This window comes from Streptomyces aurantiaciflavus, from assembly GCF_049808595.1.
Classification (GTDB): Bacteria; Actinomycetota; Actinomycetes; order Streptomycetales; family Streptomycetaceae; genus Streptomyces.
The window spans coordinates 1-17,809 of sequence record NZ_JBNCAQ010000035.1 but is presented as its reverse complement, the minus strand read 5'-3'; the positions used below and the strand labels follow the sequence as shown (position 1 = coordinate 17,809).

Here is a 17,809-nt window from a genome sequence, read left to right as displayed (position 1 = left end):
GGCGATCAGGCGCGGGACGGCGCCGGTTCCGCGGCCCTGGGCAGACGGCCGAGGCCTCGGTTGTAGCGGGTCAGGAGGAGTACGGCGGTGGTGGCGAGGCCGATGAGGAGGCCGAGCCAGATGCCGAGGGTGTCCCAGCCGAGGGCGAGGCCGAGGAGGACCGCGGCGGGCAGGCCCACGAGCCAGTAGCCGACGAGGGTGACCCGGAAGCCGCCCTTGGTGTCGTCGAGGCCGCGCAGCAGACCGACGCCGATGTTCTGGGCGCAGTCGAAGAACTGCAGCACCGCGGCGACCAGGAGCAGCTGGGTGGCGATCTCGACCGCCCTGTCGTCACCGCTGTCGAAGAAGGGGGCGAGCACCAGGCCGGGCACGGTCACGTACATCACCCCGACCACGGTCATCACCGCCGCCGCGCACGCCAGGGCCGTGGTCTTCAGCCGTTGGGCCGCGGCCAGGTGGTGCAGCGCCAGCTCCCGGCTGACGCCGATGGACGCGGCGTGGGAGAGGCCGACGGCTATCTGGAAGACGATGTAGACGAGCTGGTTGACGGCGGTGTGCGCGGCCAGCGCCGACGTGCCGAAGCTGCCCGCGAAGAGTGCGACGACGAAGAAGAAACCCGCCTCGGAGCCATAGGTGGCGGCGATCGGCGTACCCAGCCCGGTGAGCCTGCGCAGGGTGGCCGGGCGGGTCTTCCAGATGCTGAGCGACAGCACCGGGGCGAGCCGGGCGTCGCGCCGGGCGGAGAGGTACAGGGCCAGGCACGACAGGGCGTACACCAGGCTGGTGGACAGGCCGATGCCCGGCAGGCCCAGCTCCGGGAAGATCCAGGTGCCGTGGATGAGGGCCCAGTTGAGGCCCGCGTTGACGGCGATCGAGGCGAGGGTGATGCGCAGCAGGGCCTGGGGGCGGCGCATGCCGACGGTGAACTGCCGTATCGCCTGGAACCACAGGCAGGGGACCAGACCGGGCGCCATCGTGTAGAGGACCGGCTTGGCGGCGTCGACCACGTCCGGGTCCTGGCCGAGCCAGATCACGGCGTGCCCGACGAGCACCATCAGGACGGCGCCCGCGACCCCGACCAGGGTCGACAGCAACAGGCTCGCCCGGACGAGGTCGCGGACCTCCTCCTGGGCGGCCTCACCGTCCTCCGAGCCGGCGGACTCCGCCCGCGCGTCGGCCGCCGCGACCTGGTTGCCGACGGCGGTGACCATGCCGACGCCCATCGTGCGCAGCTGGTTGAAGATCACCATGGCGAGGCCGCCCGCCGCCAGGGCCTCGGTGCCGAGCAGGCCCATCATGACGGTGTCGGTGGTGGTCAGGGCGACCTGGGCGAGCTGGGTGAGCGCCAGCGGCACGGCGAGTGAGGCGAGGGCGCGGCTGTCGCCGAGGAGGCGGGCGAGGGCGGGCGGCATCGGTTCCGTTCCTGTGGGTGGGGGTCGGTACGACGGGAGTAATACTCAGGTTTCCCTGGCGATGTCCACGCCGGGCACCTTGGCGGACCCGCTCGTCCGGCCGGGGGTCCGGGGGTCGTCCCCCGGGGAGACGCGGTCCGCCCGGGCTCCCGGCGCGACGCGGCGGAGCTTGGCGAGCAGCTCGTCCACCTCGCGTTCGACGTCGGGGGAGAGCAGGTCCCGGGCGCCCATCCAGTCGTCGTCGAAGACGGTGTCCAGGTACTTCTCCCCACCGTCGTTGATCAGGGCGACCATGGTCGTCCCCGGCGCGAGCGAGGTCATACGGGTCAGCGCCTCGTACACCACCCCGCCCGCCGAGCCGCCGAGCAGCAGCCCGGTCCGGCGGGCCACGGCCCGCGCGGTGGCGAAGGCCTCGATGTCGCCGACCTTCGCGCCCTCGTCCAGCAGCGAGTAGTCGACCATGGCGCCGATCGTCGCGCCCTCCGGAGTGCCGGTCCCCGACTGGTGGTAGTCGTGCGCGGGCGGCCCGTAGGCGATGGAGCCCTTCGGCTCGACCCCGACGATCCTGACCCCGGGCACGGTACGGCGCAGCTCGCCCCCGGTGCCGAACAGTCCGCCGCCGGTGCCGACCGCGCCGATCAGGACGTCGATACGGCCCTCCAGCGCGGCGTCGAGCTCGCGGGCCACCGGGTGGTAACCGACCCCGTTGGCGAGGTTGTTGTGCTGCTCGGTGAAGTACGCGTTGTCCGACTCAGCGGCCATCCGCTCCGCCAGCTCCTCACGCGCGGCCGTTGCGAGGTCGTCGTCGCCCTCGTCGGCGACGTAGACGAGTTCCGTGCCCATGGCCTTCATGGCGCGCAGCTTGTCCTTGGCGGCGTGGTGGTCGACGACCGCGGTGAACGTGTAGCCGCGCTCCGCGGCGACGACCGCGAGACCGAGGCCGGTGTTGCCCGAGGTGGACTCGATGATCCGGCCGCCGGGGCGCAGCAGCCCGCGCTCCTCGGCGTCGATCACCATCTGCCGGGCCATGCGGATCTTCGCCGTCCCGGTCGGGTTGAACTGCTCCAGCTTCAGCAGCAGCCGTGCGTCGCTCTCGGTGCGGCACAGCTCGAACAGCGGGGTGGCGCCGATGAGTTCGGACACCTGGCGGACGACGGGCGGTCGGTGCAGGGGGTGGTCCAGAGGGTGCATGGCTGAGAACTCCCTACGGGTGGCGGTCGAGACGCCAGCGGGGACGGGCGGAGGCGGACTGGTCGACGGGATGCTCGATGACGACCTTGGGCGGTAGGGGCAGTTCGTGGAACGGCGACTCGTTGGAGTCCATCTGGTAGCCCGCCGTGTTGAGGTACACCAGCAGGTCACCGGCGGCCGGCCGGACCGGGAAGGGGACCTTGCGCCAGGTCAGCAGGTCCGACTCCAGACAGGTGGCGGCGCCCACACAGGCCGGGTACGGGCCGTCACGGTCGCCGTACGGCGTACCCGGCACCAGCACCGGCTCCGGCAGGTACTCGCTCTCGAACCACTGCTCGGACAGGCTCAGGCTGGTGCCGTCCACGGTGAGGATCGCGTAGCCCTCGCGCTCCTTGACGCCCTGCACGGCGAACACCGTGCACCCGGCCTGGTCGAGCAGCGCCCGTCCGGGCTCGACGAGCAGCCGAACCCCCGCGGACCTCAGCAGCCCGGCCAGGGACGCGTGTTCACCGGCGGGCGTGGCCGCCAGCACGGCGCGCAGGGCGTCGGCGCCGGCGACGGGGGAGTGGTAGGGGTAGAAGCCGGCGAAGGCCTTGCCCGCGTGGTAGTGCTCGGGCCGCTGCTCCTCGGAGAACCGCCGCCAGTCCCGCGCCCCCACGTAGTCGACCGCGAAGCCACCGCCGATGCTGACCCGGTCGGCGCGCAGCCCCAGCTCCCGGGCGCGCCGGCACAGTCGTACCGACTCCCCGGCCAGGTCCGCGCGTTGGCGGACGTCGTAGCCGGACAGATGGAAGCTGAAGCCCTCCAGGTCGACGGCGCCGTCCCGGTCGGCGCAGCGGCGCAGCGCCGCCTCGGTCTCGCCGGCGTCCAGCCCGAAGCGGCTGTGCGGCTGGACGGAGGGCAGTCGGCGGAGCAGCACCCGTGCCGTACGCCCGACGTCGCTCGCGACCGCCAGAACGCGGTCGAGCTCGTCCAGGGCGTCCACGGCGACCAGCGCCCCCTGGAGCACCGCGACCCGGAGCAGCTGCTCCGACTTGGCCGGCCCGGTGACCACCACATCGGTGCCGCGCACCCCGTGCGCCAGCGCCTCACGCAGCTCCCCGTGGCTCGCCACGTCCACGCCCAGGCCCAGCGCGGCGGCCCGTTCGACGTACACGGCCGCCTTGTTGGCCTTCTTGGCGAAGTAGATCTGCCCGTCGACCCCGGCCTGGGCCATCGCCGCGCGGAACGCGGCGGCGTTGGTGTCGAACCGCCCGGGGAACAGCAGGTGGTACGGGCCGCCGAGGCCGTGGTGCAGCTCCTGGAGCAGCGGGTCGGCGAGGACCGACCGCACCTCGTCCGTCGTGTGCGCGGGCAGCGACGGCGGGGCGCTCGTCGTCACGTCCACAACGGCACCGCCGTACCGAGCCCCTGCGCGAGCGCGAGCTGCGCGAACCGGTGACCGAGCGCGATGTCGGTGACGACCAGCCCGCTGTTGTACGCGAAGATCCGCTGACCGGGATCCGTACGGCCCCGCGCGCGGCCCGCCAGCACCTCGGGGAACTCGGCGTCCACGTCGCGCAGTTGCCCGTCGGCGTCCGCCATGTCGGTGCCGGTGACCCGCATCTGGGCCTCGCTGGTGGCGATGACGCGGTCGGCCGTGTGCAGGGTGGAGGGCGCGATGCCGTACCCGACCAGCACGGACAGGGCGGATGCCTTCAGCCACTCGGCCTCGACGGACGCGGGCGTGTTGGGGCCGGCGGTGGCGAGCACGATGTCCGCCTCCTCGGCGGCCGTGCGCAGATCCGTCACGATCTCCAGCTCCCGCTCGGGGAAGTGGTCGTGCAGCTGTTCACGGACGGCCCGGACGCCGTCCGGGTGGGTCCCGAAGAGCATCAGCCGGTCCAGGTCCGGCAGGGTGGTCAGCAGGAAGGGCAGCGCGAGCCGGCCCTGGACGCCGGTGCCGACGACGAGGGCGCTGCGGCTGTCGGGGGCGGCGAGTTCGCGGGCGAGGAGCGCGGAGACGGCCGGGGTGCGCAGTGCCCCGACGCGGCCGCAGTCCATCATCGCGACCGGCAGGCCCGTGGCGTCGTCGTAGAGGGTCAGCGTCGTGTAGTAGTGCTGCTTGTCGCGGTCCTCGTGGAGGCCGTACTTGTAGGAGGTCTTGATCGCGACGACCCCGCGCACCCCGTCCCGGCCGAGCATCGCGTACGCGACCGAGTGGCCGTCCTCGGGTTTCACGGTGAGCTTGCGCGGGTTGTCGGAGCGGCCGTCCGCCAGCGTGCGGTACGCCTGCTCCACCACGGAGACCACGTCGGACAGCGTGATGTCGATGCCGGCCACGTCGCTGGTGCTGAGGACGCGCAGTGTCCTGTCGTCGGGTGCCATGGGGTTCCCCTCGCTCGCCTGGACGTCGATGTCGGTTCCGGTCATGCGTACGCCTCCACCGCGGCCTGGCCGTAGCCGTGCTCCGACTCCTCGGCGGGCGGTCGGGTGCGGCGGCCCCGCACCCGCACGGAGGAACGTTTCAGCCAACGGTCCGTGCCGTCGTAACGGGCCTTGAAGGGGACCCGGCCGTGGACCACCAGGTCGTTGTCGACGACCAGGACCTCGCCGGGCTTCAGGCTCACCGCGACGCTGACGCGGGCGAGTTCCTCCTCCAGCCGGGCGTAGGCCGCGCGGTGGTCCTCGGGCGCCCTGTCCAGCGGGGTGTAGGCGGGGTCGAAGCGCAGGGTCAGGCCCTCCTCCGACTGCCACAGAGTCGGCACGGCGGGCGGCTCGCCCTCGTACCCCTGGGCCTCCTCGTAGGCGTCGTCCGGCAGGATCGGCAGGACCGGTCGGCTGAGCAACTCCACGTCGGCCTCCGAGAGTGCGACGTTGCGGATGCCGGCGGCGGTGGTGGCGACGGCGTCGTGGTTGCGCATGCAGCCGAGGACCAGGAGGTGGGCCCGGCCGGGATGGAAGGCGTCCTCGGTGTGCGGGCTGAGCAGCACGCTGCTGCTGGCGCCGGTCTGCTCCTCCTCGTGGCCGGGACTGGGCACGATGTTGTGCACGAACCGGCCGTCCTGCTGGCCCTCCCAGGCGATGGGGGTGCCCATCACCGTCGAGAGGAGGAGCAGGACGACGTCGTACACGGCACCGGCGTCACCGGCGGTCGACCAGTGGTCGGGGGTGGGGCCGAGCGCCGCGTCGTCGACGGGCAGGCCCCGCAGCACGAACAGCCCGTCGGCGGTGTCCACGGGGCGGCAGGCGTGGCGTATCCGGTCGCTCAACGAGGCGGCGGCAGCGGGGATTCGGGCCAGCAGGCCCGGATGGGTGGGTGAACCGTCGTACGAGGTGAGCAAGGCGCGGGCGGCGGCGGTCAGTTCGGCCACCGAGTCGGGATCGAGCGGGCGTACGGGTGCGATTCCCGTGGGCATGGGGGATCCGTCCGTTCCGGTGCGGGCAAGAGTGGGCGGTGATCTCCGGGCATGGCGACGAAGGCCTTCCGAGGTGGGCCCGCGTGGGTCGGACGCGGTCTCGGGCAGCCCGTCGGAAACATAGCCAGCCCACAGATGTCAGGGAAGGCTTACCTAAGTTAGACCTATGTCACATGGCCGGTGGTCTTGTCGCACAGGCCCGGCACAGGGTAGGTAAGGCTAAGCAAACCGGCCAACTGCGGGAAAACGAGGGACAAGTGGAGCTGACGCGACGTCACATCCTTTGGATGGGTGGGGCCATCGGGGCGGGTGCCCTGCTCACTGCCTGCGGAGGCGGCGACGAGGAGCCGACCGGATCCGCCACGGGCGGCACGGCCAAGCCGCGCAAGGGCGGCACCCTGCGGGTCGGCGCGCTCGGCCGCGCAGGCGCCATCACCCGCGACCCGCACGGCAGTCAGGCCAACGAGAGCGACTACCTCATCATCAGCCTGCTCTACGACACCCTCACCGTGCCCGGCGCCAAGCCGAACACCGCACCCCGTCTCGCCGCGAGCTGGAAGTCGTCCGAGGACCTGAAGACCTGGCGGTTCACCCTGGCCAAGGGCGCGAAGTTCCACGACGGTTCACCGGTCACCGCCGAGGACGTCGTCTTCTCGCTCAAGCGCCTGCGGGCCACCCCGGCCGGCGCCTCCCGGCTGCCGGGCATCCAGGAGAAGAACATCAGCGCCGAGGGCGCCGACACCGTCGTCCTCGTCTCCGACTACGCCAACGCCGAACTGCCCCTGCTGACCCGGCTCACCACGTTCGTCGTCCCCAAGGGCACCACCGACAAGGACATCGCCAAGGCGCCCGGCACGGGCCCCTTCAAGCTCGACTGGTTCCGCGGCGGCAACGCCCGCCTCGTGCGCAACGACGACTGGTACGGCGGCGAGGTGTACCTCGACGCCATCGAGGTCAAGATCTTCGAGAGCCCGCAGGCCATGGCGAGCGCCCTCCTCGCCGGGCAGATCGACCTCGCCTCCAACGTCGGCGCCGTCGCCGCCCGCACCGCCGAAAGCCGCAAGGACATCCAGACCGTTCGCCGCCCCAACGACATGGCGATGCCCATCGTCATGCGCACCGCCGACGGCCCCTTCGCCGACGCGAAGGTCCGCGAGGCACTGCGCCTGGCCGTCGACCGCGAGGCCATGGTCGAGCAGGTCCTGTCCGGCTACGGCACCGTCGCCAACGACATCCTGGGCACCGGCGACCCGGCCTACGACAAGAGCGTCCCGCAGCGCACCCGCGACCTCGCCAGGGCCAGGGAACTGCTGAAGGAGGCGAAGTTCGACACCTCCAGGACGTACGAGCTGTACACCACCGAGGACATCTCCGGCCTCGCCGAGTCGGCCACCCTCTTCGCCACCCAGGTCCGTGAGGCCGGCGTCAAGATCAAGGTCGTCAAGCAGGAGTCGGCGACCTTCTGGGACAAGACCTGGCTCAAGGGCGACCTCTACACCACCTACTGGGGCACCAACGACTCCGTCGTCTTCTTCGCCAGCAAGACCATGGTCTCCGACAGCGGCCAGAACGAGGCCGGCTGGAAGGACTCCGCGTTCGACGCGGCCTACCAGAAGGCCATCGGCACCGCCGACGCCGCCCGGCGCACCCAACTCCTCAAGGAACTCCAGCAGATCGAGTACGACAGCTCCGGCTACCTGCTGTGGGGCATGGCCGACGGCATCGACCTCGCCGGTCCCAAGGTGAACGGACTGCCCACGCTGCCCGGTTACGGCAGGGTCCAGGTCGAACAGGCATGGCTGGCCCGTTGATTCCGGACACGGCCACGCCGGCCGGGCCCTCTCCCACGGTGGAGAAGGCCCGGCCGGCCCGTGCGCCCGCCCTGCTGATCACCGCCCGGGTCGGCCTCGTCGTCCTGAAACGGGCGGTCCTGCTCGGCGTGCTCCTCGCACTGGTCTTCGGCACGGTCGAACTGCTGCCGGGCGACGCCGCGGACGCCACCTCCGAACGCGGCGAGAGCGCCGCCGACACCGCGGAACGACGACGGCTCCTCGGCCTCGACCGGCCGGTCCTGGAACGCTTCTGGAACTGGATGAGCGGCCTGCCCACCGGAGACCTCGGCACCTCGGCACGCGGCGAGAAGGTCACCGACCTGCTGTCCACGGCGTTCCCCAACACCCTCCTCCTCGGCGGCCTCGCGCTGCTGCTCACCACGGTGGTGTCCGTCGCCCTCGGCTGCTGGGCCGCGCTCCGGCCCGGCGGACGGGTCGACCGGGCGGTGTCGGCCACCGCCACCGCGGTCCTCGCGCTGCCCGAGTTCGTGGTGGCCGTCGCCCTGGTCCTGGTGCTGTCGCTGTGGACGGGCTGGCTGCCCGCCGTCACCCTCACCGACGCCGACGGAACCCCCTCCGACTGGACCATGCTGATCCTGCCCGCACTCGCCCTGACCGTCCCGCAGGCCGGCTGGAACGTACGCATCGTGCGCGCCGCCCTCGCCGACGAGGCCCGCGCCCCGCACGTGGAGACCGCCGTCCTCGACGGACTCCCGCCGCACCGCGTCCTCACCCACCACGTCCTGCCCGGCGCCCTGCCCACCATCACCGCCGGCCTCGCCACCTCCACCGGCATGCTCCTCGGCGGCGCCGTCGTCGTGGAGACCGTCTTCAACTACCCCGGCGTCGGCTCGGTCCTGGCATCGGCGGTCACCGACCGCGACAGCCCCGTGATCGCCGGCGTGACGGCCCTCGCCGGCGCGGTCATCACCGGCGTGCTGCTCCTGGCCGACCTGGTACGGGACGTGACGGCGGGAGGCAGCCGATGAGCCCCCGCCTGCGCGCCACCGCCGTACGCGTGCTGCCCGCGCTGCTGCTCGTCTGCCTGGCCGTCGTCGGGCCCGCGATCGCGCCGCATCCCATCGACGCCCCGGTCACCGCACCCTATGCGGAACCCGGCTCGGACGCCCTGCTCGGCGGCGACCAGCTCGGCCGGGACGTGCTCAGCAGACTCCTGGCCGGAGGCCGCGACCTGGTCCTCTCCGCACTGCTCGTCGCGGTGCTCGTCACCGGCAGTGCCGCGGTGCTCGGCGCGATCGGCGCGCTCCGGCCCCGCGTCGGGCGCCTGGTGGAACGCACCGCCGACGTGGTGATGCTGCTGCCCGCCGTGCTCGGCATCCTCCTCGTCACCCTCTCCTGGCCGGACGGCGGCCGACTCGCGGTGATCGCCGCCGCCGTCGTCCTCGGCGTGCCGTACGCGGTGCGCCTCGCGGCCGGCGCGGCCGGCCCGGTCGCCGCGTCCGGCTACGTCGAGGCCGCGGCGGCGGGCGGTGAACGGCTGTGGCACCTGGTTCTGCGCGAAGTGCTGCCCAACCTCCGGGCCACCCTCCTCGCCCTGTTCGGCCTGCGCTTCGTCGCCGCCGTCTACCTGGTCGCCACCGCCGGCTTCCTCCAGGTCGGTCCCCAACCCCCCGCCGCCGACTGGGCGTTGATGATCCGCGAGAACTCCTCCGGCATCCTGCTCAACCCCTGGGCCGTGGTCGTCCCCAGCGCCGCCGTCGGCCTGCTCGCCCTGAGCGTCAACCTCGCGGCGGCCGCCCTCGCCCCGCAGACCGGCCGGAAGGCGGTGACCGTCCTGTGAGCCACACGACCGACCGGTCCCGGAAGGACGACTCCCCCACGCCCGCCGCCACCCCGGCCGCTCGGATCACGGACCTCACCGTGGCCGCCCCCGACGGGAGGATCCTGCTGCGGGATGCCCGACTCACCCTGCGGCCGGGCCGGCTGGTCGCCCTGACCGGCCCGTCCGGCTCGGGCAAGACCACGCTGCTGCGGGCCCTCACCGGCCTCCTGCCGCCCGGCACCGAGCGCACCTCCGGGCACGTGGAAGTCCTCGGCCGCGACGTGTTCGCCCTGTCCGAACGGGAGCTGCGTGCCCTGCGCCGCGAGCGGCTCGCCTATGTGGGTCAGGACCCCGGCTCGGGCCTGAACCCCCGGATGCGCGTGCGCTCCCTCCTGCGCGAACTCTCCGCGGACCGCACCCCGGAGGCGGTGCGGGCACTCCTCGCCGAGGTGCGGCTCCCGGACGACGGCCGCCTCGCCATGCGGCGGCCGGCCGCCCTGTCCGGCGGACAGCAGCGCCGCGTGGCCCTCGCCCGCGCTCTGGCCCGCCGCCCCGGGGTTCTTCTCCTCGACGAGCCGACCGCCGGGCTGCACCCCGAACTCCGGGACGAGATCGGCGAGTTGCTGTGTCACCTCGCCGGCGAGCACCAACTGGCCGTCGCGCTCTCCTGCCACGACCCCGAACTCGTCGAGCGGATTGCGGACGAGGTGGTGGAACTCGGCGCGCGAGTCCCCCGGCCCCGTACCTCCGGCAGGACCGAGGCGCCGGCCGAGAGCCCGGCGGGGCGCGGGCCGCAGGACCCCGGATCGGCGGCCGTACCCGTGCTCGACGTGTGCGACCTCCGTGTCACCTTCGGCCGACGCTCGGACGCCCCGGCGCTCGACGGCGTCACGCTGACGGTCGCCCCCGGATCGGCGACCGGCATCGTCGGCGCCTCGGGTTCCGGGAAGACCACCCTCGTTCGTGCCGTGGCCGGGCTGCAGCCGATCAGCGCGGGCACGATCCGCCTCGACGGGGTGCCGCTGAGCACCGGGCCGCGCGGCCGCAGCCGCGAACAGCGGCGTCGCGTCCAGCTCGTCACGCAGAACCCGCTCGGCGCCCTCAACCCCAGCCGCACGGTCGGCGCCGCGATCGGCAGGCCGCTGCGGCTGCACCGGCGGTGCGCGTCCCGTGAGGTGCCGGCCAGGGTGGCGGGCCTGCTCGAACAGGTGGGCCTGCTGCCGGAGTTCGCCTCCCGCTACCCGCACGAACTGTCCGGCGGACAGCGTCAGCGGGTGGCCATCGCGCGGGCGCTGGCCGCCGACCCGGACGTGCTGATCTGCGACGAGGTGACCTCGGCGCTGGACTCCGCCACCGCCGAGGCGATCATGGACCTGTTGTTCCGGCTGCGAGAGGAGCGCGGCACGGCCCTCGTCCTCGTCAGCCACGATCTCCCCCTCGTCGCCGACCGCACCGACACGGTCACCGTCCTCGACGGGGGCCGCACCGTCGAGTCCGGCCCCACGTCCACCGTCTTCACCGCCCCGAGCCATGCGGCGACCCGGGCTCTCCTGCGGACGCCGGCGGGGATGCCGTGAAGTACCCGGTCTCCTCCGCCCGGGAATCGAGCAGCGACGTCAGTCCATCAGTTGAGCGTCCACTTCTGGTTGGTCCCGCCGTTGCACGTCCACAGGTCGATTTTCGTCCCGTTGGCGGTGCCGCTGCCCACGGCGTCGAGGCAGAGGCCGGACAGGTTGTTGGTGAGGGTGCCGTCGGTGTTGACGGTCCACTTCTGGTTGGTGCCGCCGGTGCAGTCCCAGATGATGACCTTCGTACCGTTGGCGGTGCCGTTGTTGTCGGCGTCGAGGCACTTGTTGCCGTAGACCACGAGCTCGCCGCGTGAGGTGTACGTGAAGGTCTGGTTGTGTCCGCCGACGCAGTCCCACAGGGTGAGCTGGGTGCCGTTGGCGATCGCGTTCTTGGCGATGTCCAGGCAGCGGTGGGAGGCGGTCCCGATGATCTCGTTGCCGTTGGCGCCCGGGATGCCCTGAAGGAGCACGGCATCGAGGTTGGGCGACCAGCCCCCGCTGTTGGAGAACTTCATGGTGTTGGCGCCCTTGGCCATGCCGACCAGCACGGAGACGGTGCCGGGGGTGGTCCAGGAGCCGGTCGGCGGGAACGAGACCACCGTGGGCTGCTGGCCGTTGACCTGGAGCGTCGCCGTACGGGCGGTGCTGTCGCCGTTGACGTAGGCGAGGGTGGCGAGCTTCACGCCGGAGGCCGAGGCGTTGACGTTGTTGAACGTCAGGGTGTTGGCGGAGCCGTTGCCGATCCAGCCGACCAGCGAGCCGCCCGAGCAGGTGGCGCAGGTGGCGGTGGCGGCGCTGCCCGCACGGGTGTTGGAGGAGGACTCCGCCTCGTAGGTGGTGCCGGAGGCCTCGGTGCCGGAGACGGTGAGCAGCACCGCTTCGCCGGCCGGGACGCCGGTGGTGTAGCTCGTGGCGAGGCTTCCCGCGTCGGTCGCCGTCCACACGTTGCGTACGTGGGCGGAGGCCGTGGTCAGACCCAGGTCGGCCCAGCGGGCGGTGATGGACGCGGCGGAGGAGGTGCGGTTGAGCAGCAGCACGGCACGCTTGCCGGTGCCCGACAAAACCTTGCTGTAGACCTGCAGGCCCTTGGTGTCCTCGGCGACCTTGACGCCCTGGAGGCCGCGGGGATCCTGGTCGATGGCGATGACCTCGGGGTTCTTCAGGATCGACGCGGTGGTGGAGCTCATGGTGGTGAGGTTGTTGCCGGCCAGCAGCGGGGCGCCGGAGATCGCCCACAGGCTCATGTGCGTGCGGTTCTGGGCGGCGGTGAAGCCGTTCATGCCGACCATCAGCATGTCGGGGTCGTTGTAGTAACCGGTGTGCTGGGACGACGGGTGCAGCGTCTTGTCGAAGTTGGCCAGCATGTTGGCCGTGGACGGGCTGTTGCCCCAGAAGATGATGTCGGTGCTGGTGCGCCACATCGGGGCCGCTCCCGCGGCCCAGTTCCAGGGCCTGCCGGTGCCCCACTCGCAGAACGACAGGACCAGCTTGCGGCCGGTGACCGCGGCCGCGGCGTCGTTGGCGGCGCTGATCGCCTTGTACGTGGTCTCCTGGTCGAGGCCCTCGGCGTTGCCGCCGCACCAGTCGATCTTGACGAAGTCGAAACCCCACTCCTGGAAGGTCTGCATGTCCTGCTGGTAGTGACCCTCACTGCCGGTGTTGGGCGCCGCGGGCCTGGTGGTGGGGAAGTAGTAGCCGCATCCCTGCTTGCCCGCGTCGGTGTAGATGCCCGCCTTCAGGCCCTTGCTGTGGATGTAGTCGGCCATGGCCTTCATGCCGCCGGGGAACAGGCTCTCGTCGGTGACGATCTTGCCGTTGCTGTCGCGGGCGCCCTGCCACCAGCCGTCGTCGATGTTGACGTACTTGTAGCCCGCGGCGGCCATTCCGGACGAGACGAGTGCGTCGGCCTGGGCCTTGATGGTGTTGAAGTCGATGCTGCTGGCGAAGCTGTTCCAGGACGCCCAGCCCATCGGCGCCGGCGGGACCGCGACCTGGTCGGTGGTCACCGCGACCGGCTCGGTCCGGCCGAGGTCCGCCGACGGTGTCCGGCCACCGCCCAGGGCCACCAGCCCGCCGAGAGCCAGGCTGAGGGCCAGCGCCTGGACGGCGATGGGTCTTGTCCAGTGGGGCAGGGCGGTTCTTCCTGATGGCATGGGGCCAACCCTTTCGGTCGGGGAGTCCGGAGCGCTCCCTGCCCGCGGTGTTACCGTTCACATTTCTGCTCTGCGGAATTCGGTAGCTGGCGGTACTGGAGTGCGCGCCGGTGAGGCAGGAGTAGTGTGAGCGGTAACATTTTGTCTCGCAATACTCCGCGGGGAACTTTCTCCCGGCGTCCCGTCAGGCGAGGCGGTTGACGGGCCCCGACTCTTTGTGATGACTTCGTGGCCCGGCTGGGAGAAGTCACCGCCCGGCCCATACCGACGAGGAACCGCCCCCGCCATGCAGGAAGCGACCCCTGCCCCCCGCCCCGGCGGAGGACCGCAGGCTCCGAAGACCGCCAGCATCCGGGACGTCGCCCAGCGGGCGGGCGTGTCCCACCAGACCGTCTCCCGGGTCGTCAACGGCCACCCCCGGGTCAAGGAGTCGACCCGGGCCCGGGTCCTGGAGGTCATCGCCGAGATGGGCTACACGCCCAACCGGATGGCCCGGGCGCTGGCCGGCGGTGCGGTGCGCTCGGTGACCGTGCTGACCTCCGACACCTCCCTGTACGGTGCCTCGGCGACCCTGAAGGGCATCGAGGAGGCGGCGAGGGCGGCTGACTTCGCGGTCGGGATCAGCGTGCTCGACGCCGGCTCGGCCCAGCAGCCCGCGGATGTCACGGCCCGGGTCAGCCGGCCGGGAGAGGCGGTGCTGGTGATCGCCTTCGACGCACCGGGCGTACGGGCATGGCAGGCACTGCCCGCCGGGTTCCCGGCAGCGGCGGTGGTGGAAAGGCCCGAGGACGGCCGCCCCGGCGACCGGCCCCAGCTCTGGCTGGACGACCGGGCGGCCGCCGCCCAGGCCACCCGCTATCTCCTGGGCCTCGGCCACGAGACCGTGCACTACCTGGCGATCCCGTCTTCCACCACCCGCGTCGGCCAGCGCACCGAGGGCTGGCGCGACGCCCTGCGGACGGCCGGCAAACCCCTCCCGGAACCGCTCGACGCCGGCTGGAGCCCCCGCTCCGGCTATCTCGTCGCCCGCTCGCTGCTGGCCGACCCGTCGGTCACGGCCGTGCTCTGCGGCAACGACGACCTGGCGCTCGGCGTACTGCGCGCGGCCAGGGAGGCGGGCCGTGATGTGCCGGGCGACCTGAGCGTGGTGGGCTTCGACGACGCCCCCCACGCCGCCTACGCGCATCCCGCCCTGACCACCGTCCGCCTCGACTTCGAAGGCCTCGGCCGGGGCTGCTTCGGCCTGCTCCACCGGCTCCTCGAACCCGACACCGCCCCGGCCCTGCCCCTGTGGGCCGAGCCGGAGCTGATCGTGCGGGAGAGCAGCGGCCCGGCTCCGCTGCGGCGGGACCGGCCCAAGGGCTGAACCGCTCGCACCAGAAGAAGTGGTAGCCGCCGCGGCCGGTGAGGGTGCGCAGGATCTGGGGGACGGCGGTGACCAGCCGCCCGCGGGCCACCAGGTGACGAACCGGGACGGCTCACGGGTGGGATGCCGGCGCGTTGCCGAGGGCGGCGGCCGGCGGGCGCGCCGTGAGGGCGCCGGCATCCCTGTCGGTGCGGGTCAGCTCGTCACGCGGAAGGTGGCGTCGCTGCGCCCCGTCGCGGTGGTGATCGGGTCGAGCCGCAGTTGGTAGGCGTAGTGCCGGACGTAGCGGTCCGGGTAGTTGTACGACTGGAACGACGACCACGTGGCATCCGCGAGCCCGGCGACCTGGCGGAACGTCGCGTCCTGGGCGAACTGGCCGGTGCCGTCGTCGTAGGCCAGCTGGAAGTCGAAGTCGGAGTGCCGCAGGAAGTAGCCGGGGAAGTTCACCGACTCGAAGGAGACGGTGCCGGAGCCCGCCAGGCCGGGCCTCAGCCGGAACTGGGCGTCCTGGGCGGGGCTGACGTTCGGGTCGATGCGCACGTCGAAGTTGGTGTGCCGCACGTACCGGTCCTGGTAGTTGTACGACTGGAGCCGGTTGATCGCCGTGTTGGGCCAGCGTGCGAGCACGCGGCTCTCCTCGGCGGCCGTCAGGTTCAGGATCCAGCCGTGGCGCTTCTTCGTGCCGCCCATGTCGTAGCTCGTCGACGTCTGCTTCCGGTAGGCGGCGGGGTTGGACGGGTCGGCGGTCAGGACCGGCATGTAACCGCCGCTGGTGGCGTACTGGTCGAGGTAGAGGGCCCACTTGTCGGTGCCGTTGAACTTCATCCACATCGGGCCTTCGACCTGCGAGCCGGTCAGCCCGATCCCGGAGAGGTTGCCGAGGCTGGTCCACGTCCCGAGGATCGAGTTGCTGCCTTCGAGGGTGATCTGCCCGTCGCCGGAGGCCCGCACGTAGCGGTAGTCGCCGACACCGGACGGCACCTCGATGATCTGGGTGTCGATGATGCCCTGGGTGCCGGGACGGTCGATGTACAGCTGCGGGGCGGTGATGGTGCGGAAGTCCGTGGTGCGGACGTAGTAAATACGGTGCTTCAGTACGCCGTTGAGGGTCGCGTTCGTCGCCCAGTACAGGACGTAGTCGTTGGTCTCCGGGTCCCAGATCGCCTCGGGCGCCCACGCGTTGCGGCCGTCGGGGATCGCGCCGGCGACGTTGAGCAGCCACGGCTGTGACCAGGTGACCAGGTCCGTGGACTCCCACACCACGAGGTTGCGGCTGCCGTTGTTCTGGGCGTCGTCCCACGACTGTCCGCAGCTGATGCACAGGTCGGTGGCGATGATCCAGTACTTGCCGCCGCCCGGGGCGCGGACCAGGGCGGGGTCGCGCACTCCCCTCGTGCCGACCGTGGAGCGCAGGACCATGCCGCCGCCGTTGAGGTCGTTCCAGTGCAGGCCGTCGGTGCTGTGCGAGAGGTACATCTGCTGGTTGGTCGCCCCCTCCCCGGTGAAGTGCACCATCAGGTAGCCGGGGTCGGCGGCGGCGGCCCGCTGAGGTGTGGCCAGGGCCTGGGAGGTGAAGAGGAGGCAGGCGGCGACCAGTATCGCCGCGAGCCGGGAGAAAACCGCGGGCATGTGCGTTTCCTGTCTCTCTACGGGTGCCACGAGCGGGTGACGTGTTGTCACGTGCGTGACCACTGGTAGCCGCCCGCGCGCCGGGCGCGGCAGTGGCGGACGACAAGGCCGTCCGCCGCGGTCGGCGCAGGTCGGATGCGCGAGTAATGAGGGGGCCGGCAGCCCCAATTGTTCGAGATATGGAACGACGTCCGGAAATTCGGCCAGACGCTATAGGCGTCATGAGGAGGTGTCAAGACGGCCGGGGAGACGGGCTGATGAGTTCTGGAACGGCGTCCGCGCGGCCTGCGGCCCCGGGCCTCACCCACGTTTCCCGGCGGGCACGAGAAATTCGGCGCGAGGCGTTGACAGTCGTCCGGGTTACTCCTAACTTCACTGCACGCGAACCGGTTCGACGGTGGATACCTGACCGACTTCATGGAAAAGTCGAACCGATTCGACCGCTCACAGCAAGGAGTGCCCGTGAACATCGGTGAGATTGCCCAGCGGGCTGGTGTCTCGCGGAGCACGGTGTCGTACGCGCTCAGCGGCAAGCGGCCCGTGTCCGAGGACACCCGTCAGAAGATCCAGCGGGTGATCGACGAGCTGGGTTACCGGCCCAACGCGAGTGCGCGGGCGCTGGCCAACGGCCGGACCAGCACGATCGGGCTGGTCTTCCCGCCGGCCGGGAACCACTACACCGGGATGCAGCTGGACAGCTGGACTTCATCGGCAGTGTGGTGGAGGCCGCCGCGGCCCACGACTACGACGTGCTGCTGTCGCCGAGCGGGGTGGACAGCGACCGCTCGTTCCAGCGGCTGCTGGGGGAGCGGCGGGTCGACGGGGCGATCCTGATGGAGATCAGGCTGGCGGACGACAGGGTCGATCACCTGGCCGCACTCGGCTTCCCCGCGGTCGCCATCGGCCGTACCGCCCGCCCGGAGGACGGCTGGTGGGTGGGTCTGGACCACACCGCGCTGGCGGCGGCCTGCGTGCACCATCTGGCGGATCTCGGCCACGGCCGGGTCGCCTTCGTCAACCGTCCCGAGCAGTTGCTGCGGGCGGGGTACGAGTCCGCGCACCGGGGCCTGGAGGGCTTCACCAAGGCCGCGGCCGAGCGCGGGCTGACGGTGCGGACGTACTGCTGCGGGGACGACGCCGCCTCGGGTCAGGCGTGCATGGAGCGGATCCTGCACGACGACCCGGCCACCACCGCTGTGGTCACGCTGAACGAGGCCGCCCTGGGGGGCCTGTACCGGGGGCTCGCCCAGGCCGGCCGCCATGTGCCGCGCGACTTCTCCGTCACGGGGGTCGTGGCCGGCCGGTGGGCGGAGACGGTGACCCCGCAGCTGACCGCGGCGGACGTGCCGGCGGAGGAGATGGGCCGCCGAGCCGTCGACCTGCTCGTCGAACGGCTCGACCATCCCACCGCGCCGCCCCGGCACCACCTCCTCGCACCCCCGATCTCCCTGCGGGCCAGCACCGGACCCGCCGGCGG

12 protein-coding genes and 1 pseudogene are annotated in these 17,809 nt (G+C 71.9%); 6 read left to right on the top strand and 7 right to left on the bottom strand.

What is annotated here, in order from left to right:
* Nucleotides 1-5 precede the first annotated feature (5 nt).
* Genes ACPT94_RS32990 through ACPT94_RS32970 form a run of 5 tightly spaced genes read right to left on the bottom strand, consistent with a single transcriptional unit; the run spans nucleotide 6 to nucleotide 6,001 of the window.
* Nucleotides 6-1,412 carry an MATE family efflux transporter gene (locus ACPT94_RS32990; RefSeq protein WP_360344919.1) on the bottom strand — a complete coding sequence of 469 codons (1,407 nt, stop codon included), beginning with the start codon at nucleotides 1,410-1,412 and terminating at the stop codon, nucleotides 6-8.
* A 45-nt stretch (nucleotides 1,413-1,457) separates the two neighbouring features.
* Nucleotides 1,458-2,603 (bottom strand): cysteine synthase family protein, encoded by a 1,146-nt coding sequence (locus ACPT94_RS32985; protein ID WP_425247499.1) that lies wholly within the window; start codon nucleotides 2,601-2,603, stop codon nucleotides 1,458-1,460.
* A 13-nt stretch (nucleotides 2,604-2,616) separates the two neighbouring features.
* Nucleotides 2,617-3,984: an alanine racemase gene (locus ACPT94_RS32980; RefSeq protein WP_425247498.1), complete on the bottom strand. Its 1,368-nt coding sequence runs from the start codon at nucleotides 3,982-3,984 to the stop codon at nucleotides 2,617-2,619.
* Nucleotides 3,981-5,015: an ornithine cyclodeaminase family protein gene (locus ACPT94_RS32975; protein ID WP_360344923.1), complete on the bottom strand. Its 1,035-nt coding sequence runs from the start codon at nucleotides 5,013-5,015 to the stop codon at nucleotides 3,981-3,983. The genes ACPT94_RS32980 and ACPT94_RS32975 overlap by 4 nt, the downstream gene beginning before the upstream one ends.
* Nucleotides 5,012-6,001, bottom strand: coding sequence for a TauD/TfdA family dioxygenase (locus tag ACPT94_RS32970; protein WP_360344925.1), 990 nt, complete (start codon nucleotides 5,999-6,001; stop codon nucleotides 5,012-5,014). Before ACPT94_RS32970 ends, ACPT94_RS32975 begins: the two co-directional genes overlap by 4 nt.
* A gap of 287 nt (nucleotides 6,002-6,288) precedes the next feature.
* On the opposite strand from ACPT94_RS32970, the gene ACPT94_RS32965 reads away from it, so the two are divergent.
* From ACPT94_RS32965 to ACPT94_RS32950, 4 genes are read left to right on the top strand one after another with little or no spacing between them, the layout of a single operon-like run.
* Nucleotides 6,289-7,812: an ABC transporter substrate-binding protein gene (locus ACPT94_RS32965; RefSeq protein WP_360344927.1), complete on the top strand. Its 1,524-nt coding sequence runs from the start codon at nucleotides 6,289-6,291 to the stop codon at nucleotides 7,810-7,812.
* Nucleotides 7,797-8,822, top strand: coding sequence for an ABC transporter permease (locus ACPT94_RS32960; protein WP_425247497.1), 1,026 nt, complete (start codon nucleotides 7,797-7,799; stop codon nucleotides 8,820-8,822). Before ACPT94_RS32965 ends, ACPT94_RS32960 begins: the two co-directional genes overlap by 16 nt.
* On the top strand, nucleotides 8,819-9,634 hold the full coding sequence (locus ACPT94_RS32955) for an ABC transporter permease (RefSeq protein ID WP_425247496.1): 816 nt from the start codon (nucleotides 8,819-8,821) through the stop codon (nucleotides 9,632-9,634). Before ACPT94_RS32960 ends, ACPT94_RS32955 begins: the two co-directional genes overlap by 4 nt.
* Nucleotides 9,631-11,193: an ABC transporter ATP-binding protein gene (locus ACPT94_RS32950; protein WP_425247495.1), complete on the top strand. Its 1,563-nt coding sequence runs from the start codon at nucleotides 9,631-9,633 to the stop codon at nucleotides 11,191-11,193. The genes ACPT94_RS32955 and ACPT94_RS32950 overlap by 4 nt, the downstream gene beginning before the upstream one ends.
* A 47-nt stretch (nucleotides 11,194-11,240) precedes the next feature.
* On the opposite strand, the gene ACPT94_RS32945 is transcribed toward ACPT94_RS32950, so the two are convergent.
* On the bottom strand, nucleotides 11,241-13,337 hold the full coding sequence (locus ACPT94_RS32945; protein ID WP_425247494.1) for an RICIN domain-containing protein: 2,097 nt from the start codon (nucleotides 13,335-13,337) through the stop codon (nucleotides 11,241-11,243).
* A gap of 286 nt (nucleotides 13,338-13,623) precedes the next feature.
* On the opposite strand from ACPT94_RS32945, the gene ACPT94_RS32940 reads away from it, so the two are divergent.
* A complete protein-coding gene (locus tag ACPT94_RS32940) occupies nucleotides 13,624-14,703 on the top strand; it encodes a LacI family DNA-binding transcriptional regulator (protein WP_360344937.1) in 1,080 nt (359 codons plus the stop codon).
* A 195-nt stretch (nucleotides 14,704-14,898) separates the two neighbouring features.
* Here the strand turns inward: ACPT94_RS32940 and ACPT94_RS32935 are convergent, their stop codons facing one another.
* On the bottom strand, nucleotides 14,899-16,332 hold the full coding sequence (locus tag ACPT94_RS32935) for a glycoside hydrolase family 43 protein (RefSeq protein WP_425247493.1): 1,434 nt from the start codon (nucleotides 16,330-16,332) through the stop codon (nucleotides 14,899-14,901).
* 462 nt (nucleotides 16,333-16,794) lie between these two features.
* Between ACPT94_RS32935 and ACPT94_RS32930 the strand changes: the two are divergent.
* A pseudogene (locus ACPT94_RS32930) lies at nucleotides 16,795-17,809 on the top strand (LacI family DNA-binding transcriptional regulator); the annotation flags it as partial.